This window comes from Streptomyces sp. NPDC046197, from assembly GCF_040646295.1.
Taxonomy (GTDB): Bacteria; Actinomycetota; Actinomycetes; order Streptomycetales; family Streptomycetaceae; genus Streptomyces.
Map to the genome: position 1 here is coordinate 34,873 of NZ_JBEYZY010000029.1, position 24,586 is coordinate 59,458.

Consider the following 24,586-nt stretch of genomic DNA (forward strand, 5'->3'; position numbering starts at 1 on the left):
TCGTTCTTGTACGTCTGCCGTCGCGCGCACTGGGTAGGGCTGCGGTAATCCGCTCGATGCCGTACTCGACAAGGAGGCCCCCGTGGCCGCACCGGCACACCTTCTGCTCCCGGCCCTCTCCAAACCCGTGGCGGAGCCGTCCGCCGACCCCGACCTGTGCGCCTTCGGCGCGGAGGGCCGCTGCGCCGAGACCCCGCTGACCAGTGAACCGCCGCTGCCCGACGCCGAGCCGCTGACCAGCGAGCCCCCGCTCGCCGAGGCCGCGCCCCTGACCAGCGAGTCTGCCGCCGACCCGGATCCCTGCTGCGCGGAGCTGTAGATGACGCCGCCACGGCCGGTCGAACCGCCCACCGAGGAGCTGACCCGGCTCGCCGGGCTGCACGGCGTCGCCACGTCCTACAGCCCCTCCCCGGGCCGCACCGTCCCGGCCTGTGCCGCCGCGGTCGTCGCGGCGCTGGCCGCCCTCGGCGTCGACGCCGGCACCGCCGCGGCCACCCGCGCCGCACTCGCCGGCCGCGAACGCGAACTGGCCGAGCGGCTGCTGCCGCCCACGGTGGTGTGGTGGGCCGACGAGCCCCGCGGCCCCGACCCGGCCACGCTGCCGCCGGGCACCCGGCTGACGGTCGAGACCGAACAGGGGGAGAGCCGGGGCGTCGGCGACCTGCTCCCGCCCGGCGTGCACCGGCTGACCGCCCGCGCCCCCGACGGGCGCACCCAGCAGGCCCACCTGATCGTCGCCCCGGCCCGGCTGCCCACGCCGTCGGGTCGTTCGTACGGCCTGCTCGTCCAGCTCTACTCCCTGCTGTCGCACCGCTCCTGGGGCATGGGCGACCTCGGTGACCTCGCCGAGTTGAGCGGCTGGGCCGGACGGGACCTGGGCGCCGGGTTCGTCCAGGTCAACCCGCTGCACGCGGCTGTGCCCGGGAGCCCCACCGACCCGTCCCCCTACCGTCCCTCCTCCCGCCGCTACCCCGACCCGGTGCACCTGCGCGTCGAGGACGTCCCCGAGTACGCCTACGTCGGGGACCGCGACCGGGTGCGGGCCCTGCTGGAGCGGGCCGAGGGGCTGCGCGCCGCCGTACTCGACAAGGGCGCGCTGATCGACCGGGACGCCGTGTGGGAACTCAAGCGGGAGGCGCTCGGGCTGGTGCTGGAGGTGCCGCTGGGGCCCGGCCGCCGCGCCGCCTACGCCGACTTCCTCGCCGCGCAGGGCGAGGCCCTGGAGGACCACGCCACCTGGAACGCCCTCGCCGAGCTGCACGGCTCCGACTGGCACGCCTGGCCCGAGGGGCTCAGGGACCCGAGGTCCGCCGAGACCGCACGGGCCCGGGCCGAGCTGATGGACCGGGTCGACTTCCACTCCCGTCTGGCCTGGCTCACCGACGCGCAGCTCACCGCGGCCCAGCGCACCGCCCGCGAGGCGGGCATGCCGATCGGGATCGTGCACGACCTCGCGGTGGGCGTGCACCCCGGCGGCGCCGACGCCTGGGCGCAGCAGGAGTACTTCGCGGCCGGGATGTCGGTCGGCGCCCCGCCGGACGCCTTCAACGCGCGCGGCCAGGACTGGGGCCTGCCGCCCTGGCGCCCCGACCGCCTCGCCGCGTCCGGCTACGCGCCCTTCCGGCGCCTGCTGCGCGCCCTGTTCCGCCACGCCGGGGCCCTGCGCATCGACCACGTCATGGGTCTGTTCCGGCTGTGGTGGGTACCGCAGGGACGGCCGCCGACGGAGGGCACCTACGTCCGCTACGACGCCGAAGCCATGCTCGCCGTCCTCGTCCTGGAGGCCTCGCGGGCCGGTGCGGTGGTGATCGGCGAGGACCTGGGGACCGTCGAGCCGGGGGTGCGCGAGACGCTGGACCGGCGCGGGGTGCTCGGCACCTCGGTGCTGTGGTTCGAACGGGACTGGGACGGCGACGGCCGCCCCCTGCCCCCCGAACGCTGGCGCGCCGACTGCCTGGCCACCGTCACCACCCACGACCTGCCGCCCACGGCGGCCCGCCTCACCGGTGAACACGTCGAGCTGCGCGACCGCCTCGGCCTGCTGACCCGTCCGCCGGCCGAGGAGCGCGCGGAGGCGGCCGCGGACGCCGGCGAGTGGCTCGCGCTGCTGACCGGGCTGGGCCTGCTTCGGGGCACCGGTGGCGGCCTGGGCACGCGGTCGGAGGAGGCCGAGATCCAGGCCGTCCACCGCTTCCTGCTGCGCACTCCCGCCCGCATGATCGGCCTGTGGCTCCCGGACGCCGTCGGCGACCGCCGCCCGCAGAACCTCCCCGGTACCTGGGACCAGTACCCGAACTGGCGCCTGCCCATCGCCGGCGCCGAGGGCCGCCCGGTCACCCTGGAGGAACTCGCCGCCTCACCCCGGCTGCACGCGCTGACGGACGTGCTGCGGGCGGGGCTGCTCGGGGACGACGGGGGGAGCGGCTGATCGCCGGGGGCGCCGTGTGGTGCCGGAGGCGGCGTGGGTCGGCCGGGTCCCGCGGGTGCGGTAGGGGGTGACCGTCAGGGCCCGCGGGCGCCGGTGGCGCCCGGTACGGCACCCCGGACGCGCGGCTCGTTCGGGCGTTCGCTACGTTTGCACTGTGGACAAGAAGAACGCCCTGCGCGCCGGCGCCCTGGCCGCCGGTACGACGCTGATGATGCTGCTGATGTCGTCCCCCGCGCTCGCGCTGACCCGCGACGACGGCGACGACCCGGGCCCGGGCCTGAACGTCGCCCAGACGCTGGGCCTCTACGTCGGCATCCCGATCGCCCTGTTCGTCATCATCGCCGGGCTGGTCATGGTCCTCGACAAGTCCCGGGTCAAGCACGACACGAGCCGGAACGTCAAGGCCTGACCGGCTCCCCCTGACGCCGGCCCGGCCCGTCCGGAGCCGCCCGCCGCATCGCTCACGCCGAGGGCGCCGCCCCCGCCGCACGTACGCGCACCGCCGTACGTGGGCGAGGACGGCGCCCTCGGCGCGTCCCCGGCCGGGCGGCGCAGGACCGGCCGTGTCCGGCCTTCAGGACGCGGCCGGTCCTCCGCCGCCCGGCCGGAAGCAGCTGGTCCGGAAGCGGGGCGCTGCGCTCCCAGGACGTGCAGGTCAGCACCATCAACGCGGGCGCGGCCGGCTCGAACCGCCGTCCTGACGTGGCCGTCGACGACGCGGGCAACGCCGCGATCGTGTGGGAGGAGGACGCCGACGGCAACGGCGGCCTGAACATCGGCCTGGCCAAGCTGAACACCTCGGGCGGCTTCTCCGTGGCCCGCAGGACCGCCGACTCGCTGACCGACGGTCAGCAGTCGAAGCCTGCGGTCGCCATGACCGGGGACGGCCGCATCGTCGCCGCGGGGGTGGACGAGTACACCGGCAGCCCGGCCCGCCCGCAGCGGATCCAGCAGCGCGTCTTCTCCGCCCCGGGCAGCCCGCTCGCGGCCGACCGGCGCACCACCGAGGACGGCACCTCCACCGGCCCCTATGTCGATGCCGGACGGCCGATCGGTGACCAGTCCGACCCGGACGTCACCGTCGCCGACGACGGCACCTTCGTAGTGGCCTGGAAGGAGGCCTTCGACGTCGTCGTCAACGGCACCCTGTACCCCGGATCCGACGACGTGTGGGCCCGCGGCTTCAACGCGGACGGCACCACGACCGGTCGGCTGCCCGCCACCCGTATGAACGTGGTCACCGGCGGCGGTCAGGGCGGTCCGGCGGTGAACGCGGCGGCCAACGGACGGTTGGCGTTGGCCTACTCGGACGACTACGACGGCAACGGCTTCAACGGGCTGCGGCTGCGGGACGCGTTCGCCAACAAGTGACGCACACACCCGTTGGGGGCGGTGCGCACCTCGCGCGCCGCCCCTTCCGTCGTTCGCCTCACACCGCTCGCTCCGAGAGCCGTCCTGGTGCCCCGGCAGCAAGGAGCGCCCGGCCGGTGCCGGGCGCTCCTTGCTCCGCAGCGGCCGGCCCGCCAGGGCCGGGCCGCCGCGCGAGGACCGGTCAGGGCTGGTCCGCCGCCGCGTCCGCCGCCTGGGCCCGCAGGGCGCGTTCGACGCCTGCGCGGGACTCCGAGACCAGCCGCCGCAGCGCCGGGCTCGGCTCCGCGGACGCCAGCCACTGGTCGGTCCGGCGCAGGGTGTCCTCGGACACCTGGATCGACGGGTACAGACCCACCACGATCTGCTGGGCCATCTCGTGGGAGCGGGAGTCCCAGATGTCCTTGACCGCCTCGAAGTACTTGGCGGTGTACACCGCGAGCAGCTCCCGCTGGTCGGTCTGCACGAAGCCCCCGATGACCGCCTCCTGCACGGCGTTCGGCAGCTTGTCGGACTCGACGACCGAGGCCCACGCCTCCGCCTTCGCCTCCGGGGTGGGGCGCGCGGCGCGGGCGGTGGCCGCGTGGCGCTCGCCGGCCGCCGTCCTGTCGCGCTCGTACTCGCCCGAGATCTCCGCCTCGTCGAACCGCCCGACGGCCGCGAGCCGCTCCACGAACGTCCAGCGCAGCTCCGTGTCCACGGCCAGACCTTCGAGCGTCCGGGACCCGTCCAGCAGGCTCTCCAGCAGATCCAGCTGCTCCGGCGTCCGGGCCGTCGCCGCGAAGGCGCGCGCCCAGGCCAGCTGGTGGTCGCCGCCCGGCTCGGCAGCCCGCAGGTGGGCCAGCGTGGCATCGGTCCAGCGGGTGAGCAGGGCCTCGCGGGCCGTCGGGTCGGCGTACAGGTCGATCGCCAGCTTCACCTGGCGGTGCAGCGACTGCACGACACCGATGTCGGACTCCTTGCCGATGCCGGACAGCACCAGGGACAGGTAGTCGCGGGTCGCGAGCTCCCCGTCGCGGGTCATGTCCCAGGCCGACGCCCAGCACAGCGCGCGCGGCAGCGAGTCCTCGAAGTCGCCCAGGTGCCCGGTGACGAAGGCCAGGGAGTCCTCGTCCAGCCGCACCTTCGCGTACGACAGGTCGTCGTCGTTGAGCAGGATCACGTCCGGGCGGCGCGTGCCGGCCAGCTGCGGTACGGCGGTCAGCTCGCCGTCGACGTCCAGCTCGATGCGCTCGGCCCGCACCAGCTTTCCGGTGCCGCCGTCGAGGTTGTAGAGGCCGATGGCGATGCGGTGCGGACGCAGGGTCGGCTCGCCCTTGGCGCCCGCCGGAAGCGGCGGGGCTTCCTGGCGGACGGCGAAGGAGGTGATGACCCCCTGCGCGTCCGTCTCGACCTGCGGGCGCAGCACGTTGATGCCCGCCGTCTCCAGCCACTTCTTCGACCAGGTCTTCAGATCGCGGCCGGAGGTCTCCTCCAGCGCGCCCAGCAGGTCGCTCAGGCGGGTGTTGCCGTAGGCGTGCCGCTTGAAGTACGCCTGCACGCCCCGGAAGAACTCGTCCATCCCGACGTACGCCACCAGCTGCTTCAGGACGGAGGCGCCCTTGGCGTAGGTGATGCCGTCGAAGTTGACGAGCACGTCGTCCAGGTCCCGGATCTCGGCCATGATCGGGTGGGTGGACGGCAGCTGGTCCTGGCGGTAGGCCCATGTCTTCATGGAGTTCGCGAACGTGGTCCACGCGTGCGGCCAGCGGGAGCCGGGCGCGTAGGCCTGGCAGGCGATGGACGTGTACGTGGCGAACGACTCGTTCAGCCACAGGTCGTTCCACCACTCCATGGTGACCAGGTCGCCGAACCACATGTGGGCCAGTTCGTGCAGGATGGTCTCCGCGCGCACCTCGTAGGCCGCGTCGGTCACCTTGGACCGGAAGACGTACTGGTCGCGGATGGTCACCGCGCCGGCGTTCTCCATCGCGCCCGCGTTGAACTCCGGCACGAAGAGCTGGTCGTACTTCTCGAACGGATAGGCGTAGTCGAACTTCTGCTGGAACCAGTCGAAGCCCTGCCGGGTCACGTCGAAGATCGCTTCCGAGTCGAGATACTCGGCGAGGGAGGGCCGGCAGTAGATGCCGAGCGGCACCGTCTGCCCGTCCTTCTCGTACACGCTGTGCACCGAGTGGTACGGGCCCACGATCAGCGCGGTGACGTACGTCGACAGGCGCGGCGTCGGCGCGAAGGTCCAGACGTTGTCCTGCGGCTCGGGGGTCGGCGAGTTGGACACGACCGTCCAGCCCTCCGGCGCCGTCACGGTGAACTGGAAGGTGGCCTTCAGATCGGGCTGCTCGAAGCAGGCGAACACCCGGCGGGCGTCCGGGACCTCGAACTGGGTGTAGAGGTACGCCTGGTCGTCGACCGGGTCGACGAAGCGGTGCAGGCCCTCGCCGGTGTTGGTGTAGGCGCAGTCGGCGACGACCCGGAGCACGTTGCGGCCCGGGAGCAGGCCGGGCAGGGCGATCCGGGAGTCCTTGAAGACCTCGCCCGGGTCGAGGGCGTCGCCGTTCAGCGTCACCTCGTGGACGGTCGGGGCCACCAGGTCGATGAAGGACTCGGCGCCTTCGCCGGTCTCGGCTCCGCCCGGTCGGGAGGTGCCGTCACCGGTGACATCGAAGCGCACCGTGGTCACGGACCGGTAGGTACCGCCCCCCTGCGCGCCGGAGAGGTCGAGATCGATCTCGTACGAGTCAACGGTGAGCAGCGACGCCCGCTGCTGCGCCTCTTCGCGAGTCAGGTTTGTGCCAGGCACGCGGTCATCTCCTCGTGATGTGTGGATCTCGCCATCCTTCCACGCGAGGTCCGAAGAAAGCGATGTCGTAATGCCGCCGGTGGGTGGGCCGGGCGAGCGGGAGCCTTGACGCATGACCACAGCGAGGACGCACACCACGGACCCGACGGCGTACGCCGTACGGGCCATCCCCCCGGCGGTCCTTCAGGGACTGCGCAGGACCGACGATGCCGGCCGGGCCATGGTCCCGGCCGTCGACGGCGAGGGCGGCGCGCCCCTGCGCTGCTGCCTGCGCAGGAGCGAGCCGGGGGAGAGGATCGCGCTGGTCTCCTACGCGCCCCTGCGCCGCTGGGCCGCCGACGCGGGCGCCGATCCGGGCGCGTACGACGAACAGGGGCCGGTGTTCATCCACGCGGAGCAGTGTCCGGGGCCCGCGGGGGCCGACCGCCCCTTCACCGACGCCCACCGCACCCTGCGCCGCTACTCGGCCAGGGGACACATCCTGGGCGGGCGCCTCGTGGCGCGGCCCGAGGAGTTCGACGCGGCCCTCCGGGAAGCGTTCGACGACCCGGCCGTGGCGCTCGTCCACGTCCGGGCCGTCGAGTACGGCTGTTTCCTCTACGAGGTACGCAGGGCCCGTCCCCGCGGGCCCCGCGGGACGAACGACACCCCCTAGCCGCGCAGCTCCGCCGCCACCAGCTCCGCGATCTGGACGGCGTTCAGGGCCGCGCCCTTGCGGAGGTTGTCGTTGGAGAGGAACAGGGCCAGGCCGTTGTCCACGGTCTCGTCGCGGCGGATCCGGCCGACGTAGGAGGGGTCCTTGCCGGCCGCCTGGAGCGGGGTCGGGATGTCGGTGAGGACCACACCGGGGGCGCCCGCCAGCAGTTCGGTGGCGCGCTCCGGCGACAGGGGGCGCGCGAAACGGGCGTTGACCTGCAGGGAGTGGCCGGAGAAGACCGGGACGCGCACGCAGGTGCCGGAGACCTTCAGGTCCGGGATCTCCAGGATCTTGCGGGACTCGTTGCGGAGCTTCTGCTCCTCGTCCGTCTCGTTCAGGCCGTCGTCGACCAGGTTGCCCGCGAACGGCAGCACGTTGAAGGCGATGGGGCGCTTGTAGACGCCGGGCTCGGGGAAGTCGACCGCCTCGCCGTCGTGGGTCAGCGCGTCCGCGTCGGCGACCACCTTCTGGGTCTGGCCGTGCAGCTCCGCCACGCCCGCGAGGCCCGAGCCGGACACCGCCTGGTACGTCGCCACGACCAGCGCCTGGAGGCCGGCCTCCTCGTGCAGCGGCTTCAGGACCGGCATGGCCGCCATCGTCGTGCAGTTCGGGTTGGCGATGATGCCCTTCGGGCGGTCGGCCACCGCGTGCGGGTTGACCTCGGACACCACCAGCGGCACGTCGGGGTCCTTGCGCCACGCCGAGGAGTTGTCGATCACCACGGCACCCTGCGAGGCGACCTTCTCGGCCAGTGCCTTCGAGGTCGCGCCGCCCGCGGAGAAGAGGACGATGTCGAGGCCGGTGTAGTCGGCGGACGCCGCGTCCTCCACCGTCACCCCGTCCAGCACCGTCCCCGCCGAGCGGGCCGAGGCGAACAGGCGCAGCTCGGTGACCGGGAATTCGCGCTCCGTGAGGATCCTGCGCATGACCGTGCCGACCTGACCGGTGGCTCCGACGATTCCGACCCTCACGGTGTCTCCTCTACGTGTGCTGTGCGTGCGTTGTGCTCGGCCGAGGCCTTTCCATCATGCGGCCGCCCCCGACCCATGTGTCCAATTCTTTGCCCGGCGTGCCCGAGGAATGGGACGCACCGGGCATTGGACAGGGTTCCGGTCCTGTCGCGATCACCCCTGTGAGCTGCAGAAATTCGCCCGGTGCGGGCCGCGGACCGCAAGCTGTGCTGCCCGGTGCCTGCCCAGCCGCTCCCGGCCCATACGGCGGTGTGACGTACGCCTCTGCCCCGTCGCGCGACCTCCCGGCAAACGGAGGCGAACGTTTCGCGCGGCTGCCGCGTCCAAGAGGAAACGCGGTGAGGGGGTGGCTCGTGCTGCGCAGAAGGGCGCGCCGCGGCCAGGGTGCGGACCGGGGCGGGGACGATCCGCTGGACGCGGCCCAGGAACGCCGGGTGCGGGCGGTGCTCGCGCTCGGCGGAGTACCGCAGGCGGACCTGCCGGACGGGGTGCAGCAGGTCCGCCTGCGGCTGCTGGAGCGGGCGGCGAGCGGCCGTCAGGCCCCGCGCGACGTCTCGGCGTGGGCCGCGGTCGTCGCCTCGAACCTGGCCATGGACTGGCACCGCGCCAAGCGGCGCCAGGAGCGGGTGGGCGAGCGGCTCGCCGCCCTGCGGCAGCCCGAGCCCGGCTCCGGCGAGGACAGCCGGCTGCTCTCCCTCGCCGTCGCCCAGGGCCTGGACGAGCTGCCCGCCGCCCAGCGGCAGGTCCTCGTCCTGCGCTTCTACGCCGACCTGCCGGTCCGCTCGATCGCCGAGCAGCTCGGTGTCCCGGAGGGCACGGTCAAGAGCAGGCTGCACACGGCGGTCCGCGCGCTGCGCGACCGGCTGCACGAGGACGAGGTGGTGTGACGTGGCCGCCGAACACGAGCGCTACGACGGCGCGGACCCGCTGACGGCCGCGCTCACGGACGAACCGCTGCCCTGCGAGGCCCGCGCCGACACCGCCTTCATGGCCGAGTACCGGGCGGTGCGGGCGGACGTGGTGCTGCTGCGGGAGCAGCTGGAGAGCATCGGGGACGCGCTGGCGGGACCGGTGCCGCAGGAGTGCCACGTCCCGGAGCCCCCGGTGCGGGCGCGGCAGCGGGTGCGCCGCCACCCCGGCGTCCGGGCCGTCACCACCGGCGCCCTCGCCGCGGCCGCGGTCGCCTCCGTCGTCTTCGGGCTGGGGCTGCTCGTCGCGCGGGGCGGCGGGGCCGGTACGGACTCGGGCGGCAGCGCCGACAAGGCGAGTGCCGGTGCGGCTCGACGAGGCTCCTCTTTCGGCGCCCCCGGGTACCTCGCCTGCGCCCGCCTGGTCGCGGAGGGCGACGTCACCGACGTGGTGCGGGTGCCCGGTACCGGCCAGGACCGGGTCACCCTGCGCGTGACCCGGTCCTACAAGCCGGCCGGGGAGAGGGGCGACGAGAAGGGCGTGGTCGCGTTCACCATGGACGACCCCCTCGACTTCGGCCGGGGCGCCCACCTGCTCGTCGGCATCCCGCGGCACGCCGACTCGCCCGACGTCTGGATCGTCGGCGAGCAGGACATCGCCCCGCAACGGCAGTGGATCGAGCAGGCGCTGCCCCGGTCCCGGTCTCTGACCTGCACATGACCTCCGGTCCCTGACCTGCACATGACGTCCGGTCCCTGACCCGCCGCCGACGTCCGGTCACCGACCTGAGAACGACCCGGAGATCGGCAAAGGGCGGGCGCCCGGAATGGGACGCCCGCCCCACCGCCGTACGCGGAACCTACGGCGTGACCTTCTCGATCCTCACGCTGCCGAGGCCCGCGACCGTGCCGCGTGCGTTCAGCAGTTGCACCTGGCCGAAGAACTCACGCCCCTCGGGCGCCCCGGCGGCCGCCGTGACCTGGCCGGTCACCGTCGCCGAGTCGCCCGTGCCCAGCTTCACCGGGGCGGAGCCGTCGACCGTGACGGTGCCGAGCGCGGTGGAGAAGAACACGTCCCGGTAGTCGTAGGCCGTCGAGCCGGACGGCACCGAGTAGCCCGCGACCTCGATGGTGTAGGTGCCGGCGGCCGGCCTGGCGAGGGAGACCGCCTCCTCCGAGTCGCCGTCCGCAGACTGCGCGAGCTGCTTGCCGCTCGCGTCGTACACGGTCAGGTCGAGGTCGGCGGCCGTGTCGGAGACGTTGCCGATGGCGACGTCGAGCGACTGGGCGCCCTCGGGGACGACCACGGTCGTGGTCTGCTTCTCGCCGCCCTTGATGGTCGGCCGGGCCGTCTTCGACGAGCCGAGCGGGCCGCCGACCAGCTTGCCGTCGAGGGCCGCGTACTTGTTCGTCACCTGCCAGGAGGCGGTGGCCGGGGTGCCGGCCTTGGCCTCGGGCACGGTCACGGTCTGCGGGTCGAAGGCCGCGCCGAGGACGGAGACGTCCAGCTGGTAGGGGTTGTCGAGGAGCGGCGAGGTGCGGCGCGCCTCGACCTCGATCTCCCACACGCCCGGCTGCGGGTCGGCGTAGGAGCGCACGTCGGGCTTGCAGCCGTTGCCGTCGAGGTAGTTGCTGTAGCAGTACGGCGTGGAGGTGTTGTCCACCGGAGTGCCGTACGGGTGGATCGCGATGAACCGGGTCTGGCTGCTGTCCTTCAGCCCGCCGATCGCCACCTCCAGCGACTTCGCGCCCTCGGGCACGGTCAGGAAGTAGGACCGGGAGCTGTTGCGCTGCACGGAACTCGATGCAGAGTAGGTGTACTTGACCGGCGTGGCCACCACGACCGTGGTCAGGATCTGCTTGTCGACGCCCTCGGTCGCCGGGTCGTCGACCTCCAGGATCGCACTCTTGATGCCCGCGGACCGCGGGGCCGCCTGGACCTTGACGGTCACCGGCTGGTTCAGCGGCAGCCGCACCTCGTCGGAGCCGACGATCCGGAAGGTGCCGCCGTAGTTGTTCTCGAAGTGCAGCTCGTGGCGGACCGCCTTGTCCGGTCCGGACGTACGGGTGATCGTGACGTCGTACGTCTTCTTCTCACCGGCCTTCAGCCCGCCCTCGCGGTCGTACAGGCCCGTGCCGAAGCCCGGGGTCTTCAGCGCGTAGTCGATCGCGGTGTCGACCGGGGCCTTCACGCTGTAGTCGTACGAGGTGGCGTCGTCGCGGATCGCGTCCCACGCGTCCACGATGTTGATCCGGCCCGCACCCTCCTCGTAGGCCTGAGCACCCTTGATGTGGTCGGCGGTCGAGGTCAGCGCCGTGCGCAGCTTCGCGGGCGTCAGGTCGATGCCCTTCTGCTTCGCGGCCGACAGCAGCAGCGCCGAGGCGCCCGCGGCCTGCGGGGACGCCATCGAGGTGCCCTGGAGCATCGAATAACCGGCCGGCAGCGCGTAGCCCGCCTCGGCGACCGGGGAACCGGGCAGCCAGGTCTGGGTGGTGTTGATCGCGGCGCCGGGCGCGACGAGGGTGGGCGTGAAGCCGCCGTCCTCGCGGGGGCCGCGGGAGGAGAAGGGCAGCAGCGCGTACCGGGTGTCCACCTGCGAGCCGTAGTTGGCGGCCCAGGTCTCCTTCGAGATGCCCGCACCGACCGAGATGACCTTGTCGGCCAGACCGGGGTCACCGATGGTGTTGGCGCCGGGGCCGGAGTTGCCCGCGGAGATCACCAGCTGGACACCGTAGGTGTCGATGAGGCGCGTGTAGAGCTCGGCGCGCGCGTTGTTGCCGTCGTTCAGCGCGGGCAGGCCGCCGATCGACATGTTGACGATGTCGACCCCGCGGTTGACGACGAGGTCGATCATGCCCTCGGTCAGGGCGACGTTGGTGCAGCCGCCGGACCAGGTGCAGGCGCGGGAGGAGACGATCTTCGCGCCCGGGGCGGCACCTTTCATCCGCCCGCCGAACAGGCCGTTGGCGGCGGTGATGCCGGCGACGTGCGTGCCGTGCTCGGACTCGATGACGCCTATGTTGACGAAGTCCGCCTTCTTGCCTACCCAGGACCCGCCGTAGGGGTCCATGGGAACGTCCTTGCGGATCTGCACGACGAAGGGCTGGCGCTCGACGACGTCGGTCTTCGGGTCGTCGGTGCCGAAGTAGCCGACCTGGAAGCCGTCCTTGTACGGCTTCATCGGCTCGTCGTCGGTGAAGTCGTTGTCGTTGTTCAGGTCGACGCGGACCGTGCCGGCCGCCGCGTCGTAGAGGACGCCCCAGGAGTCGGTGGTGTCGCCGTCGCGGTTCGCGTCGCCCTTGGCGTCGCCGCCCGCGGTCGCGGACTCCTTGAAGGTGCTGATCTGGTAGGTGCCCGCCGGGGCCTTCCAGGACTGGCCGCCGTAGGTGAAGGCCGGCCCGGACACCGAGGTCACCATCGGGCGCCAGGTGGCGTCGCCGTCGACTATCGGGTCGGTCGCCGTCACCCAGTCGGCGATCTTGCGCTCGCCGGTGGTGGTCTTCTGCAGTGCCGGGTGGCCGAGGTCCACGCCCGAGTCGAGGATGCCGATCGTGACGCCCCGGCCGTCCGCCTTCGGGTGCTCCCTGACGAAATCGACGGCGCCCGTCTCGAAGGACGGGTTGTACGGGTTCTCGGCGGGGGTGTTCCGGTCCGGCCCGGGGTAGGTGCCGGTGGGGTGGGCGCCCCGGGCGGTGTGCGCGCTCGGCGCCGGGTCGTCGAGCGGGATCTCCTGCCTGAGGTCGATCGCGTGCACGGAGGACAGCTTCTCGGCGGCGGCGATCGCCGAGTCCGCCCGTTCCGTGGGGACGGTGGCGCGGACATAGCCGAGCTGGTCGTAGGTGCGGCCGACGGAGCCGCCCTCGACCGCGTCCAGCTGCCGGGCGACCTGTTCGGTCTGGCCGGGCGCGGTCGCGATCATCATCGTGACGTTCTTCGTGCCGTCGGCCTTGGCCTCGGCGAGCAGGTCGGCGTCGTCCGAACCGAGCTTGGCGCTGGCCGACTTGACGGGGGGATCGGTCGGGGAGGGGCCGTTCGGGGTGGCGGTGGCCAGGGGTATCGGCCCGGCCGCGGAGAGCGCGGCCACCACGCCGGCGGCCACGGCGGCGCGGGCCATGCGTCTGGCGCGGGTGAGTGGTGCGCGCTGAGGGTCGGAGGTCATCGGCATCCCTTGTAGGTAAAGGAACGTGCGTGGACCGAACCGGGCCGATCGGCCCGGTTCGCAGTCGCCCGGTAGGCGACCTCGGACGACCGCACAGCTTTACGCAAGGGATCGGAGTTTGGGAGGTGTTGACCGAATCGCAATGGGCGTATGGGGAAAACCCGCGATGCGCTTGGGGGAGCTCAGCCCCGAATCATGACAACTCGTCCGTCGCTTCAGGCTTCCTTCGAGCGCGCGTAATGGCGGGACGCCTTCGCGCGGTTGCCGCACGCCGCCATCGAGCACCAGCGGCGGGTGCCGTTGCGTGAGGTGTCGAAGAAGTGCAGGACGCACGACTCGTGCGCGCAGCCGCGGATGCGGTCGGGAGCGGTGGCCAGCAGTTCCAGGTAGTTGCGGGCGGCGAGCCAGGCGGGTCCCCATGCCTCGTCGTCGAACTCGGCCCGCTCGCCGGGCCCTTCGGGGGTGAGGGTGGCCCGGATCCGTCCGTGGTCGAGGACCGCGTCGACGAGGGGAGCTCCGTTCTCCAGGGGGCCGTCCACGGCCGACCGCAGGGCGTCGCGGGCGCGGAGGGTGTGCCGGAGGGTGGCGGCGTCGGCGGCGAAGCGGTCGTCGAGACCGTTCGTGGCCAGCCACACGGCCAGTCCGTCGGTGTCGGCGAGCAGGTCCTGCACGGTGCCCTCGCGGTTCCACCGCGTGTTGAGCAGGTCGAGGGCGAGCGGCTCGCCGGTGAGGGGGCGCGGATCGCGGGCGGCGGACATCGTGGGGCTCCTTCCGTACTAACCAGTCAAGGGTACGTGACCGGTTGCACCTCCCGAAACTAACCTCTAACCTCATCTACAACGGTTAGCCCGGTCCGGGCTGGACCACGGCTTCGACGAAGGGCACACGCATGACCCTGCGCACCGGCCACACCGGCCTGAACGTCACCGACCTCGACCGCTCGCTCGCCTTCTACCGCGACGTCCTCGGCTTCGCGCTGCTTGCCGAGGGCAAGGAGGAGGGCAGGCGGTACGCGTTCCTCGGCGACGGCGACGGCGGCGACGCCCCCGTGCTCACCCTCTGGCAGCAGGCACAGGAGCCGTACCGCCCCGACCGCGCCGGGCTGCACCACCTCGCCTTCACCGCCGACTCGATCGAGCAGGTCAGGACCTACGAGGAGGCCCTGCGGGCGTACGGCGCCGAGTTCGCCCACGAGGGCGTGGTGGCGCATCGGGAGGGCTCGGCCTCGGGCGGCATCTTCTTCCACGACCCCGACGGCACCCGTCTGGAGATCTCGGTGCCCCGTGGCGCCGAGGAGGCACCGGCGCCCCACCAGGCGGCCCCGACCTGCGGATTCTTCTAGAGAGGGGTGGCCGGCATGACGGTCTACCACGCGGGTTCACGTGCCCTGCAGGACCGGTTCGGAGTGCGCGAGGCGGCCGATCACGTGGGCCGGGCCGTCGGTCCGGGCATCAAAACGGTCGTCGCCGCGTTCCTCGGACTCCAGCCGCTGCTGATCCTCGGCGCCGCCGACCCGGCGACCGGCCGCGTCTGGGCCGCACCGCTCACCGGCCCGCCCGGCTTCGTCCGGGCGACGGGCCCGCACCAGATGTCGGTCAGGGGCGGCGTACACCCCGGGGACCCGCTGGCACCGGCACTCGCGAGCCCGGGCACCCGTGTCGGCACCATCGCCCTCGACCCGCGCACCCGCCGCCGGATGCGCCTGAACGGCCGGCTGCGTCCCACGCCGGCGGGCTTCGCCGTCGAGGCCGACCAGGTCTTCTCCAACTGCCCCAAGTACCTGCAGAAGCGCGAGTCGTACGAGACGGTGGCCCGGACCCCGGGCGAACCGCGCCACGGCAGCGAACTCACCCCGGCCCAGCAGGACTTCGTGACGTCGGCCGACACCTTCTTCCTGGCCACGGTGCACGCCGAGGGCGCCGACGCCAGTCACCGCGGCGGCAACCCGGGCTTCGTACGGGTGGATTCACCGCACCGGCTGAGCTGGCGCGACTATCCGGGCAACTCCATGTTCCTCACCCTCGGCAACCTGGCCGCCGACCCGCGGGCCGGCCTGCTCTTCCTGGACTGGAGCACGGGCCGGACCCTCCAGCTGTCGGGGGAGGCACGGACGGAGTTCGGACCGGACGGCGGGCGCCGGGTGCGTTTCACGCTCGCGGAGGTGGTCGACACGGAGGGCGCGGTGCCGTTGCGCTGGTCCGCTCCCGCGTACTCGCCCGCAAATCCGGATCCAGCGGGTTAACGTCCTTGTGTGCGCCGGAATTTGAGGGTGGCGGCCTACGCCGTATGTGTCCGCGACGGAAACCTCCTGCTCGCCCGGGGCCGCGACGACAGCGGCGCACCCGAATGGACCCTGCCCGGTGGCGGCATGGAACACGGCGAGGACCCCTGTGACACCGTCCTGCGGGAGGTGACGGAGGAGACCGGTTACCGCATCGAGGTGACCGGTCTGCTCGGCGTGGACTCGCGTGTCCGCCGCTTCCGACGCAGCCTCGGCCGCGGCGTCGACCACCACGCCCTGCGCATCGTCTACGCGGGCCGGATCGCCGGCGGCGAACTCCGGCACGAGCTGGGCGGCTCGACGGACATGGCGGCTTGGCACCCCCTGGGCGAGGTGCGCTCGCTCCACCGGGTCGGACTCGTCGACGTGGCCCTCGGCCTGTGGCGCGACCGGCCGCCCACCGGGCGTGCGGCACACCAGGGCTAGGGGGTGTCGTTTGGATCACCGCGGGTCCGCGACGCCTGGCACGGCACCTCGCCGCGTTGTCGCATCACCCGAGTACGCCCGGTACGCGGGTCATGCTCCGCCCTGCGAGAGGCACCCCACCATGCGCCGCGGCCCGATCCGCGGTGATCCAAACGACACCCCCTAGGGGTCCAGCGCTCCTACCCCGGAAGGTGAACACGGCGTGACCGCCTCCCGGCCGCCCGGCGAGAGGTCGCGGGCGGTCGGGGTGGTCCGAGATTTACGTACGGTGATCGGCGTTCTGCGTTGCCGTCGTGTTCGCGTGCAAGTCACTCCCGGTGCCAAGCATCCGGTACGAGCGGGACGTTCGCGGCAGCGACCGCCCGCGACCACTGCCGACGCGTTCGCACTCGGGGAGATCGCGCCATGCCGCGCACACGCTCTGTCACCGACTCCGCGCCCGGGGTTCACCGCCGCACGGTCCTCGCCGCAGCCGGAGCCGTGTCGCTCTCGGCCGGCGTCGGCTACGCCCTGCGCCCCACCGACAGCCAGGCCGCCCCGGCGACCGTCTCCGGTCGGTCGCCGGTGGCGCCCTCCCGGACGGCTCCCGCCGCCCCCCTCGCCCCCTATACCAAGGGCACCACGCTCGCCGGTGTCGCCGCCCCGCGCACCGCCTCCGGATACCGCCGACTCGGTGACGGCCCCGGCTGGCAGCGGGTCGTGCGCGGCGAGCTGGCCGCCCCCAAGCCGGGCCGCGCCGGCCGCCGTACGGCCCTCGCCGCGTTCGTGCAGCTCACCGATCTGCACCTGATGGACAGTCAGCATCCGCTGCGCCTGGAGTACCTCCGCTCGGCCGGGCGCGGTGCCTGGCGGCCGCAGGAGGCGCTGACCGTGCAGGGTGCGATCTCGCTGGTCGAGCGGGTCAACGCGCTGCGCGGCGCCCCCGCCACCGGCTCCCCGCTCCGCTTCGTGATGACCACCGGCGACAACACCGACAACAACGCCCACTCCGAACTGGAGTGGTTCATGAAGGTCATGAGCGGCGGCCGCATCTCCCCCAACACCGGCGACCCGCGCCATTACGAGGGCGTCCAGAACAGCGGGCTCGCCCTCTACTGGCAGCCCGGCTCGGCCCTGCGCGACGTCGACAAGCAGCTCGGCTTCCCCCACCTGAACGGCTTCCTTGCCGCCGCGATCCGCGAGGTCCGCAGCCCCGGCCTCAACCTTCCCTGGTACTCGACCGTCGGCAACCACGACGCCCTCCCGCTCGGCTGCTACGGGCCGGGTGACCCCTATCTCGCCGAGTACGCGATCGGCGGCAGGAAGCTGATGAGCCTGCCGGAGCCGGAGGCCAGGAAGCTCCGGGACGCGATCGCGCACGCCACGGACCCCCGGGGCGTGCAGCTCCGCGACCTGCTCAAGACCCACGCCCGGGACATGCGCTCGGTCACCCCGGACGAGAAGCGGGCCCCCTACACCCCCGCCGACTACCTCAAGGCCCACCTGGACCCGGCGTACCGCGGCCCGGGCCCGACCGGCCACGGCTACTCCTCCGCCAACCTCGACACCGGCACCCAGTACTACAGTTTCCGCATCGCCGACGACGTCATCGGCGTCAGCCTCGACACCACCGACCCGGGCGGCCACTACGAAGGGTCCGTGGGCGAGGCCCAGTTGCAGTGGCTGGACCGGACGCTGCGCGACAACAGGGACTCCTACGCGGTGGTCTTCAGCCACCACACCAGCACGTCGATGACGAACACCCGCCCGGACCCGGGCCGCCCCGGCGAGCGCCGCCTGGGCGGTTTTGAGGTCGTCGCCCTGCTGTCCGGTCACCGCAACGTGCTGGCCTGGGTGAACGGACACGTCCACAAGAACGTCATCACCGCGCACTCGGCTCCCGGTGGGCACTCCTTCTGGGAGATCTCCACCGCCTCGCACGTCGACCACCCCCAACTCGCGCGGATCGTCGAGCTGGTGGACAACAAGGACGGCACCCTGTCGGTCTTCACCACGCTGGTGGAGTCCGCGGCTCCGCACCGCACGGATTTCGCCGACCTCAGCCAGACCGGCCTGGCCGCCCTCTACCGCGAGTTGTCCTTCAACGCGCCGAACGCCAACACGACGCCGGCGGGCAGCCCGCGGGACCGGAACACGGAACTGCTGCTGAAGAAGGGCTGAGGACGGCCGCCGGCGAAGGACCGGAAATCACTCAACCGGTCCACGGCGGAGCAACCTTCACGGACACCGCTCAGGTCCCTTCCCCCGACCGGGCTCGCCGACGCGAAGCGACGCGAGACCATGTGGGCGACGAGAAGGGGGAAGGCGATGTTGGTGCGTACCGGGCTGGTGGGGGCCGTGGCCGTCGTCGTGTCGGTGGCGCTGGTGGGGCCCGCGGTGGCCGCGGCTCCCGCAAGAGGTGGTGACGGCCATCACGAGGCGACCCGCCAGGCCGTCCGGGCGGCGGTCGCGGCGGGCGTGCCCGGGGTGACCGCCACCGTGCGCGACAGCCGGGGCACCTGGTCGGCGACGGCGGGCGTGGGCGATGTGCGCACGGGCGCACCGCGCCGCGCCGACGACCGGTACCGGGTGGGCAGCATCACCAAGACGTTCGTGTCCACGGTGCTGCTCCAACTGGAGGCGGAGGGCCGGCTGTCGCTGGACGACCGGGTGGAGAAGTGGCTGCCACGAGTGGTGCGCGGCCACGGCCACGACGGCCGCCGGATCACCGTCCGGCAGCTGCTCAACCACACCAGCGGCATCTACGACTACACGACGGACGAGACCTTCGCCCGCACGTACTTCACGAAGGACGGCTTCTTCCGGCACCGCTACGACACCCTCAAGCCCGAGGACCTCGTGCGGATCGCCATGTCCCACCGTCCCGACTTCGCGCCGGGCACCTCCTGGAGCTACTCCAACACCAACTACGTCCTGGCCGGCATGGTGATCGAGCACGTGACGGGCCACTCGTACGGCCAGGAGATCCGCCGCCGGGTGATCGAGCCCCTGCACCTGCGGGCCACGTCCTTGCCGGGGACCAGGGCCGCGGTGCCGCAGCCCAGCAGCCGCGCCTATTCCAAGCTCGCGCGGACGACGACCGGCCCCGCCTACGACGTCACGGAGCTGAACCCCTCGCTGGCGTCCTCGGCGGGTGAGATGATCTCCGACTCGGCCGATCTGAACCGCTTCTACTCGGCCCTGCTGCGGGGCGGGCTCCTCCCGCCGCGCCAGCTGAAGGAGATGAAGACCACGGTGCGGATCGAGGGCGTGCCGAACACCCGCTACGGCCTCGGCCTGATGGACCGCACGCTTTCCTGCGGCGGCCGCCCGGTGCACGTATGGGGCCACGACGGAGGCATCCACGGCTCGACGTCCTCCGCGGTGACGACGGCCGACGGCCGCCACTCCCTCGCCTTCAACTTCAACGGCGACTGGGTGGACGACACCGAGGCGGTGCTCCAGGCCGAGTTCTGCGGCCGGTGAAGTCGCCCTGACGCACGAGGAGGGGCCACCGGCAGACCCGGTGGCCCCTCCCCTCCCCTCCTGATGGCTCCCCGGTCCGTCACTACCGGGGAACCACCACGACATGGGCCGCGGGTTCCCTGTCGGCCGCCGCCATCAGGGCCGTGCGGACCACCGTGGCCTGCTGTTCCATCGCGTCCCGCAGTTTCCTGGGCGTGATGTGCACGACCGTGATGCCCAGTCGCTCCAAGTGCTCGCGCTTGCGGGCGTATTCCGACCACAGGGCGTCCTCGTCCGGTCGGTCGCCCTGGCGGGGCGCCCGGGTGTCCAGCTCCAGCGCCACCGCCTCCTCGGGCCAGTACGCGTCCAGGCCGCCCAGGTGGGGGCCGCCGGGCAGGCGCAGGTCCACGTTCCACAGCGGGTCGGGCAGGCGGTACTCCCGCACCATCCGGTACAGGCGGTCCTCCGCGATCGCCCGGCCCTCGGCCAGCAGCGAGTCCACCGCGTCCACCACGTGCGGCCTGCTCAGCAGCCGGGCTTGCGTCAACTCCCTTACCACCGCCGCTGGTTCGCAGTGCCCGGCGCGCACCGCCTCCGTCAGCAGCCGCCGTACCGCGTCCGCGTCCGCCAGGGTGGCCACCGCGTCCGCCAGGGCGCGCGGCACCGGGGCCACCGGAAGACCCGTGACCGGCTCGGGCACGGGCAGGGCGGCCGTGCGGACGATCCGCGCGAAGCCCGTGGAGCGCACCCGGCGCAGGCGAGGCACCAGGACGTCGATCTTCTCCAGGGACAGCAGGGGCGGCGCGGTGGAGAAGCCGTACAGGGTGAGGGCCGCCAGGCCGGTGATCATCGCTTCCGGGTCCACCGGACGGTGCGGCTTCCGCGCGGTCGGCTGGGCCGGCACTCCGGGAGGCGGCTCCTGAACGGGCCCGCGGGCGGCGTACATCAGCACCGCGTGCAGCCGGTCCTCGCTGGTCGGCGGACCCGGGTGGAGCAGGAAGACGCCCGGGAGCATCTGCTGCCAGGGACCGCCGGGGCGGCACTGCTCGTTCACCTCGGCGGCCGGGACGCCGTGCGCGCGGAGCTGAGCGGCCGTCAGAACCCGGCGCTGCGCCTCGGTGAGGTGGTGGAGGGGGCGGGGGGAGAGCGGGGTGTTGTGGTTCATGAGGGGGGAGTTCCCGCGCTCGATCCCTGGTTTAACCGCTGTTACACGCCCGTCGACAAATACGGACAAGATCGCCCTAAAGGACGGGTGTTCGGATGCCGAAAACCCCTGGTCCCTTCGGGAGCGGACCAGGGGTTACGGGGGATATTGCCTGAATTCCGTAACGGTTACCGGGCGCCTGGGCTTTGGCCAAAGCTGGGGGCGGCGGGCCCGGCCCCGTCGGCTACCGGTCGGCGGTCGCGTCGCACGCCTGTCCACGCAGCGCCCGCGCCAGGTCGTCCCGCGCCTCCAGCACCAGACGGCGCAGCGCGGGAGCGGCGCCCTCGTGGGCTGCCAGCCAAGCGTCCGTCGCCTCCAGCGTCCGGGGCGAGTCCTGCAGGGACGGGTACAGACCCCGCACGACGTCCATCCCGATCTGGATCGACCGCTCGGCCCACACCCGCTCGATCGACGCGAAGTACTCGGGCGCGTACGGCGCGAGGAGTTCGCGCTGCGAGGGCTGCGCGAAGCCCGCGATGGTCGCCCCGACCAGCGCGTTGGAGAGAGCGTCGGACTCCACGACCTGGGCCCAGGCCTGCGCCTTGACGGCGGCCGAGGGACGCGCGGCCAGGCAGCGGACCTGGTGGCGCTTTCCGGAGGCGGTGTCGTCCCGGCCCAGCTCCCGCGACAGCACCTTCTCGTCCGCGAGCCCGTGCGCGGCCAGCGGCTCCAGGAACGCCCAGCGCAGCTCCTGGTCGACGTCCAGACCGGCGATCTCCGCGGTGCCCTCCAGCAGCCCGCGCAGCAGCTCCAGGTCCTCCGGCTCCGACGCCACCGTCGCGAAGAAGCGGGCCCACGCCAACTGGTGCTCGCTGCCCGGCTCGGCCTGCCGGAGCTCGTGCAGGGCACCCTCGGCCACCATCCGCTCGCACGTCTGACGGGCCTGCGGCGCGACGTAGTGGACCAGCGCCGACCCGGTCCACGCGTGCAGCATCTGCAGCACACCGATGGTCGACTCGCGGCCCGCGAACCGCAGCACCAGACCGGTGAAGTCCCGGGCCGGCAGCAACGCGTCCCGGGTGAGGTTCCACAGGGCCGACCAGCACAGCGCGCGGGCGAGCGGATCGGTGAAGTCCCCGAGGTGCTCCCGCAGCGTCGCCAGCGAGGTCTCGTCGAAACGGACCTTGCAGTACGTCAGGTCGTCGTCGTTGACCAGCACCAGCTCGGGCGCCTCCGCGCCGGCCAGTTCCGCCACCACCGTCCGCGGGCCGTCGACGTCCACCTCGGCCCGCGCATACCGCTCCAGCGCACCGGCGCCGGTCAGCCGGTACAGGCCGACCGCCACCCGGTGCGGACGCAGCTGCGGGTGCGACTCGGGGGCCTCCTGCAGCACCGCGAGCTCGGCGATCCGGCCGTCCGGGCCCAGCAGCACCTGCGGCGTCAGCGAGTTGACGCCCGCCGTCTGCAGCCACGCCCGCGCCCACGCGCCCATGTCCCGGCCGCTGGTCTCCTCCAGGACCGCGAGCAGGTCACCCAGCCGGGTGTTGCCGTACGCGTGCCGCTTGAAGTAGCGCCGCGCCCCCTCCAGGAACGCGTCCTGGCCGACGTACGCCACCAGCTGCTTGAGCACCGACGCGCCCTTGGCGTAGGTGATGCCGTCGAAGTTCAGCTTGGCGTCCTGCAGGTCGCGGATGTCCGCGGTGATCGGATGGGTGGACGGCAGCTGGTCGGCGCGGTAGGCCCACGCCTTGCGGCGGTTGGCGAAGGTGATCCAGCCGTTGTCGAAACGGGTGGCGCCGACCAGCGAGAAGGAGCCCATGAAGTCGGCGAAGGACTCCTTCAGCCACAGGTCGTCCCACCACTCCATGGTGACCAGGTCGCCGAACCACATGTGCGCCATCTCGTGCAGCACCACGTTCGCCCGGCCCTCGTAGGCGGCCTGCGTCACCTTGCCGCGGAAGATGAACTCCTCCGTGAAGGTCACGAGGCCCGGGTTCTCCATCGCCCCCAGGTTGTACTCGGGCACGAACGCCTGGTCGTACTTCCCGAAGGGGTACGGGTAGTCGAAGTGGTCGTGGAAGAAGTCCAGTCCCTGCTTGGTCACCAGGAAGACGTCGTCGGCGTCGAAGTGCTTCGCCAGGCCCTTGCGGCACAGGGCGCCGAGCGGGATCTCCAGCGTCGTACCGTCGGCGAGGGTGCGCGAGTAGGTGTCCGTCACATGGTGGTACGGGCCCGCCACCACACACGTGATGTACGTGGAGACCGGCTTCGTCTCCGCGAACCGCCAGACGCCGTCGTGGTGTTCACCGGCGCCGTTGCTCCACACCGTCCAGCCCTCCGGGGCCCGCACCTCGAAGCGGAAGGGGGCCTTGAGGTCCGGCTGCTCGAAATTGGCGAAGACCCGGCGGGAGTCGGCCGGCTCGTACTGGCTGTAGAGGTAGACCTCACCGTCCTCCGGGTCGACGAAGCGGTGCAGACCCTCGCCGGTGCGCGAGTAGAGGCACTGCGCGTCGACGACCAGCTCGTTGTCGGCGCCGAGGTCCTCCAGCAGGATCCGGGATCCGTCGAAGACCTCACTGGGGTCGAGGTCCTTGCCGTTGAGCGACACGGCGGTGACGCTCTGCGCGATCAGGTCCGCGAAGCTGGAGGCGCCCGGCTCGTTGCAGCGGAAGCGGACCGTCGTCACCGACCGGAAGGTCCGCGGTCCCTCCGCGGTGTGCTCGCCGCCGGTGGAACCGCCCACCGCGGACCGCACGTCGAGGGACACCTCGTAGCCCTCGACCGACAGCAGGGCGGCCCGTTCCCGGGCCTCGTCGCGGGAAAGATTCTCACCGGGCACGGGGGCGCTCCCTTAGGACGTCTCGGATGTCGGACACGACGCAACAGGACCGATCCTGCCATGCGCCCCTGACGCCGGACACCCGGGAATGGGACGGGGGAGAGCGGTGTTGCGGCTGGTTGGACCCGCACGTGCCGTAATCCGCCGCCGTACCTAGGAGAGCCATGTCCGAGACCGCGACCACGTCCGGCAAGACCCCCGTCGACTTCTGGTTCGACCCGCTGTGCCCCTGGGCCTGGATGACGTCCCGGTGGGTGCTGGAAGTGGAGAAGGTGCGGGACATCGAGGTCAGCTGGCACATCATGAGCCTCGCGGTGCTGAACGAGCCGAAGCTGGACGAGCTGCCCGAGAGCTACCGCGAGCTGCTCACCACCAAGGCGTGGGCGCCGGTCCGGGTGGTGACCGCGGCCTGGCAGAAGCACGGCGAGGACGTCCTCGGCCCGCTGTACACCGCGCTCGGCACCCGCTTCCACAACCGGGGCGAAGGTCCCACCCGCGAGGCCATCGCGGCCGCGCTGGACGAGGTGGGTCTGCCCGCCGACCTCATCGAGTACGCCGACCAGGAGGACTTCGAGTTCGACGCCGAGCTGCGCGCCTCCCACAAGGAGGGCATCGAGAAGGTCGGCCAGGACGTCGGCACCCCGGTCATCGCCGTGCCCGGCCCCGACGGCGAGCAGATCGCCTTCTTCGGCCCGGTCGTCACCCCCGCTCCCCAGGGCGAGCAGGCGGCCCGCCTGTGGGACGGCACCCTCGCGGTCGCCTCGGTCCCCGGCTTCTACGAGATCAAGCGGACCCGGACGGCGGGTCCGGACTTCAGCAACCTGTAGGGAGCGGCCGTACGGGCGCTGCCGCCGGACGTCCTAGAAACCGGGCGGCAGGTAGGCGCCGAGACGCCAGTTGGTCTTGCTCTGGACCCGGCGGCAGCCGTCGGCCTCGCAGCGGTGGAAGGCCGTCGGGGCGAAGTGCCGGTCGCCCAGCTCGGGACGGAGCGCCTCCTCGGCCGCGCCGGCCTCGGTGTCCCTCAGGTCGCGGAAGTCCTGCATCGTGTCGTGGCAGGTCGGGCTCGGGCAGCGCACGGACGCCATGGACGCCTCCTCGGGGACTGACCGCGGCGGCCTGG

At 72.5% G+C, this 24,586-nt stretch carries 20 protein-coding genes; 13 read left to right on the forward strand and 7 right to left on the reverse strand.

From position 1 onward, the window contains the following. Positions 1-82: 82 nt before the first annotated feature. The 4 genes from AB0A61_RS31115 (at position 83) to AB0A61_RS31130 (ending at position 3,799) form a co-directional block, all read left to right on the forward strand. Positions 83-319 (forward strand): hypothetical protein, encoded by a 237-nt coding sequence (locus AB0A61_RS31115; protein ID WP_361299599.1) that lies wholly within the window; start codon positions 83-85, stop codon positions 317-319. After that, the gene (gene malQ / locus AB0A61_RS31120; protein ID WP_361299602.1) at positions 320-2,428 is read left to right on the forward strand and encodes a 4-alpha-glucanotransferase; all 2,109 of its coding nucleotides are present in this window, start codon (positions 320-322) and stop codon (positions 2,426-2,428) included. Between the two features lie 154 nt (positions 2,429-2,582). Continuing rightward, positions 2,583-2,837, forward strand: a complete 255-nt coding sequence (locus tag AB0A61_RS31125; protein ID WP_361299605.1) for a hypothetical protein — start codon at positions 2,583-2,585, stop codon at positions 2,835-2,837. Between the two features lie 239 nt (positions 2,838-3,076). After that, the gene (locus tag AB0A61_RS31130) at positions 3,077-3,799 is read left to right on the forward strand and encodes a hypothetical protein (RefSeq protein ID WP_361299608.1); all 723 of its coding nucleotides are present in this window, start codon (positions 3,077-3,079) and stop codon (positions 3,797-3,799) included. A gap of 181 nt (positions 3,800-3,980) precedes the next feature. Here AB0A61_RS31130 and pepN (AB0A61_RS31135) read toward each other — a convergent pair whose 3' ends face one another. Further along, positions 3,981-6,596 carry an aminopeptidase N gene (gene pepN / locus AB0A61_RS31135; protein ID WP_361299611.1) on the reverse strand — a complete coding sequence of 872 codons (2,616 nt, stop codon included), beginning with the start codon at positions 6,594-6,596 and terminating at the stop codon, positions 3,981-3,983. A 112-nt stretch (positions 6,597-6,708) separates the two neighbouring features. On the opposite strand from pepN (AB0A61_RS31135), the gene AB0A61_RS31140 reads away from it, so the two are divergent. Further along, complete coding sequence (locus AB0A61_RS31140) at positions 6,709-7,251, forward strand: DUF1203 domain-containing protein (protein WP_361299614.1); 543 nt, start codon at positions 6,709-6,711, stop codon at positions 7,249-7,251. Here the strand turns inward: AB0A61_RS31140 and AB0A61_RS31145 are convergent. Beyond that, positions 7,248-8,264 (reverse strand): aspartate-semialdehyde dehydrogenase, encoded by a 1,017-nt coding sequence (locus AB0A61_RS31145; RefSeq protein ID WP_361299617.1) that lies wholly within the window; start codon positions 8,262-8,264, stop codon positions 7,248-7,250. The two genes, AB0A61_RS31140 and AB0A61_RS31145, sit on opposite strands and share 4 nt — an antisense overlap. 353 nt (positions 8,265-8,617) lie before the next feature. Here AB0A61_RS31145 and AB0A61_RS31150 point away from each other — a divergent pair, with 353 nt between their 5' ends. Both AB0A61_RS31150 and AB0A61_RS31155 read left to right on the forward strand, forming a co-directional pair. Then, entirely contained in the window at positions 8,618-9,151 is a 534-nt protein-coding gene (locus tag AB0A61_RS31150; protein ID WP_361299733.1) for a sigma-70 family RNA polymerase sigma factor, read from the forward strand. A 1-nt stretch (position 9,152) separates the two neighbouring features. After that, positions 9,153-9,893, forward strand: coding sequence for a hypothetical protein (locus AB0A61_RS31155; RefSeq protein WP_361299621.1), 741 nt, complete (start codon positions 9,153-9,155; stop codon positions 9,891-9,893). 139 nt (positions 9,894-10,032) lie between these two features. Here the strand turns inward: AB0A61_RS31155 and AB0A61_RS31160 are convergent, their stop codons facing one another. Beyond that, on the reverse strand, positions 10,033-13,332 hold the full coding sequence (locus tag AB0A61_RS31160) for a S8 family serine peptidase (RefSeq protein ID WP_361299624.1): 3,300 nt from the start codon (positions 13,330-13,332) through the stop codon (positions 10,033-10,035). Positions 13,333-13,547: 215 nt separating this feature from the next. After that, on the reverse strand, positions 13,548-14,090 hold the full coding sequence (locus tag AB0A61_RS31165) for a CGNR zinc finger domain-containing protein (protein WP_361299627.1): 543 nt from the start codon (positions 14,088-14,090) through the stop codon (positions 13,548-13,550). A gap of 131 nt (positions 14,091-14,221) precedes the next feature. On the opposite strand from AB0A61_RS31165, the gene AB0A61_RS31170 reads away from it, so the two are divergent. The 5 genes from AB0A61_RS31170 (at position 14,222) to AB0A61_RS31190 (ending at position 19,504) form a co-directional block, all read left to right on the forward strand. Beyond that, positions 14,222-14,674: a VOC family protein gene (locus AB0A61_RS31170; RefSeq protein WP_361299630.1), complete on the forward strand. Its 453-nt coding sequence runs from the start codon at positions 14,222-14,224 to the stop codon at positions 14,672-14,674. 15 nt (positions 14,675-14,689) lie between these two features. Then, positions 14,690-15,574: a pyridoxamine 5'-phosphate oxidase family protein gene (locus AB0A61_RS31175; RefSeq protein WP_361299633.1), complete on the forward strand. Its 885-nt coding sequence runs from the start codon at positions 14,690-14,692 to the stop codon at positions 15,572-15,574. A 9-nt stretch (positions 15,575-15,583) separates the two neighbouring features. Then, on the forward strand, positions 15,584-16,039 hold the full coding sequence (locus AB0A61_RS31180; RefSeq protein ID WP_361299636.1) for an NUDIX hydrolase: 456 nt from the start codon (positions 15,584-15,586) through the stop codon (positions 16,037-16,039). A 405-nt stretch (positions 16,040-16,444) separates the two neighbouring features. Beyond that, the gene (locus AB0A61_RS31185) at positions 16,445-18,199 is read left to right on the forward strand and encodes a TIGR03767 family metallophosphoesterase (protein ID WP_361299639.1); all 1,755 of its coding nucleotides are present in this window, start codon (positions 16,445-16,447) and stop codon (positions 18,197-18,199) included. A gap of 147 nt (positions 18,200-18,346) precedes the next feature. Beyond that, complete coding sequence (locus AB0A61_RS31190; protein ID WP_361299642.1) at positions 18,347-19,504, forward strand: serine hydrolase domain-containing protein; 1,158 nt, start codon at positions 18,347-18,349, stop codon at positions 19,502-19,504. Between the two features lie 82 nt (positions 19,505-19,586). On the opposite strand, the gene AB0A61_RS31195 is transcribed toward AB0A61_RS31190, so the two are convergent. Beyond that, a complete protein-coding gene (locus AB0A61_RS31195; RefSeq protein ID WP_361299645.1) occupies positions 19,587-20,648 on the reverse strand; it encodes a hypothetical protein in 1,062 nt (353 codons plus the stop codon). A 223-nt stretch (positions 20,649-20,871) separates the two neighbouring features. Beyond that, positions 20,872-23,466: an aminopeptidase N gene (gene pepN / locus AB0A61_RS31200; RefSeq protein WP_361299648.1), complete on the reverse strand. Its 2,595-nt coding sequence runs from the start codon at positions 23,464-23,466 to the stop codon at positions 20,872-20,874. 164 nt (positions 23,467-23,630) lie between these two features. On the opposite strand from pepN (AB0A61_RS31200), the gene AB0A61_RS31205 reads away from it, so the two are divergent. Beyond that, complete coding sequence (locus AB0A61_RS31205) at positions 23,631-24,293, forward strand: DsbA family protein (protein ID WP_361299651.1); 663 nt, start codon at positions 23,631-23,633, stop codon at positions 24,291-24,293. Positions 24,294-24,326: 33 nt separating this feature from the next. Here the strand turns inward: AB0A61_RS31205 and AB0A61_RS31210 are convergent, their stop codons facing one another. Continuing rightward, positions 24,327-24,551, reverse strand: a complete 225-nt coding sequence (locus AB0A61_RS31210) for a hypothetical protein (protein WP_361299654.1) — start codon at positions 24,549-24,551, stop codon at positions 24,327-24,329. Positions 24,552-24,586: the final 35 nt, after the last annotated feature.

Bases quoted from the DNA above. Each gene is read 5' to 3' on its own strand.
- malQ (WP_361299602.1), top strand. From the start codon at position 320: ATGACGCCGCCACGGCCGGTCGAACCGCCCACCGAGGAGCTGACCCGG.
- AB0A61_RS31140 (WP_361299614.1), top strand. From the start codon at position 6,709: ATGACCACAGCGAGGACGCACACCACGGACCCGACGGCGTACGCCGTA.
- AB0A61_RS31160 (WP_361299624.1), bottom strand. From the start codon at position 13,332: ATGACCTCCGACCCTCAGCGCGCACCACTCACCCGCGCCAGACGCATG.
- AB0A61_RS31165 (WP_361299627.1), bottom strand. From the start codon at position 14,090: ATGTCCGCCGCCCGCGATCCGCGCCCCCTCACCGGCGAGCCGCTCGCC.
- AB0A61_RS31170 (WP_361299630.1), top strand. From the start codon at position 14,222: ATGACCCTGCGCACCGGCCACACCGGCCTGAACGTCACCGACCTCGAC.
- AB0A61_RS31175 (WP_361299633.1), top strand. From the start codon at position 14,690: ATGACGGTCTACCACGCGGGTTCACGTGCCCTGCAGGACCGGTTCGGA.
- AB0A61_RS31185 (WP_361299639.1), top strand. From the start codon at position 16,445: ATGCCGCGCACACGCTCTGTCACCGACTCCGCGCCCGGGGTTCACCGC.
- AB0A61_RS31190 (WP_361299642.1), top strand. From the start codon at position 18,347: ATGTTGGTGCGTACCGGGCTGGTGGGGGCCGTGGCCGTCGTCGTGTCG.
- AB0A61_RS31195 (WP_361299645.1), bottom strand. From the start codon at position 20,648: ATGAACCACAACACCCCGCTCTCCCCCCGCCCCCTCCACCACCTCACC.
- AB0A61_RS31205 (WP_361299651.1), top strand. From the start codon at position 23,631: ATGTCCGAGACCGCGACCACGTCCGGCAAGACCCCCGTCGACTTCTGG.
- AB0A61_RS31210 (WP_361299654.1), bottom strand. From the start codon at position 24,551: ATGGCGTCCGTGCGCTGCCCGAGCCCGACCTGCCACGACACGATGCAG.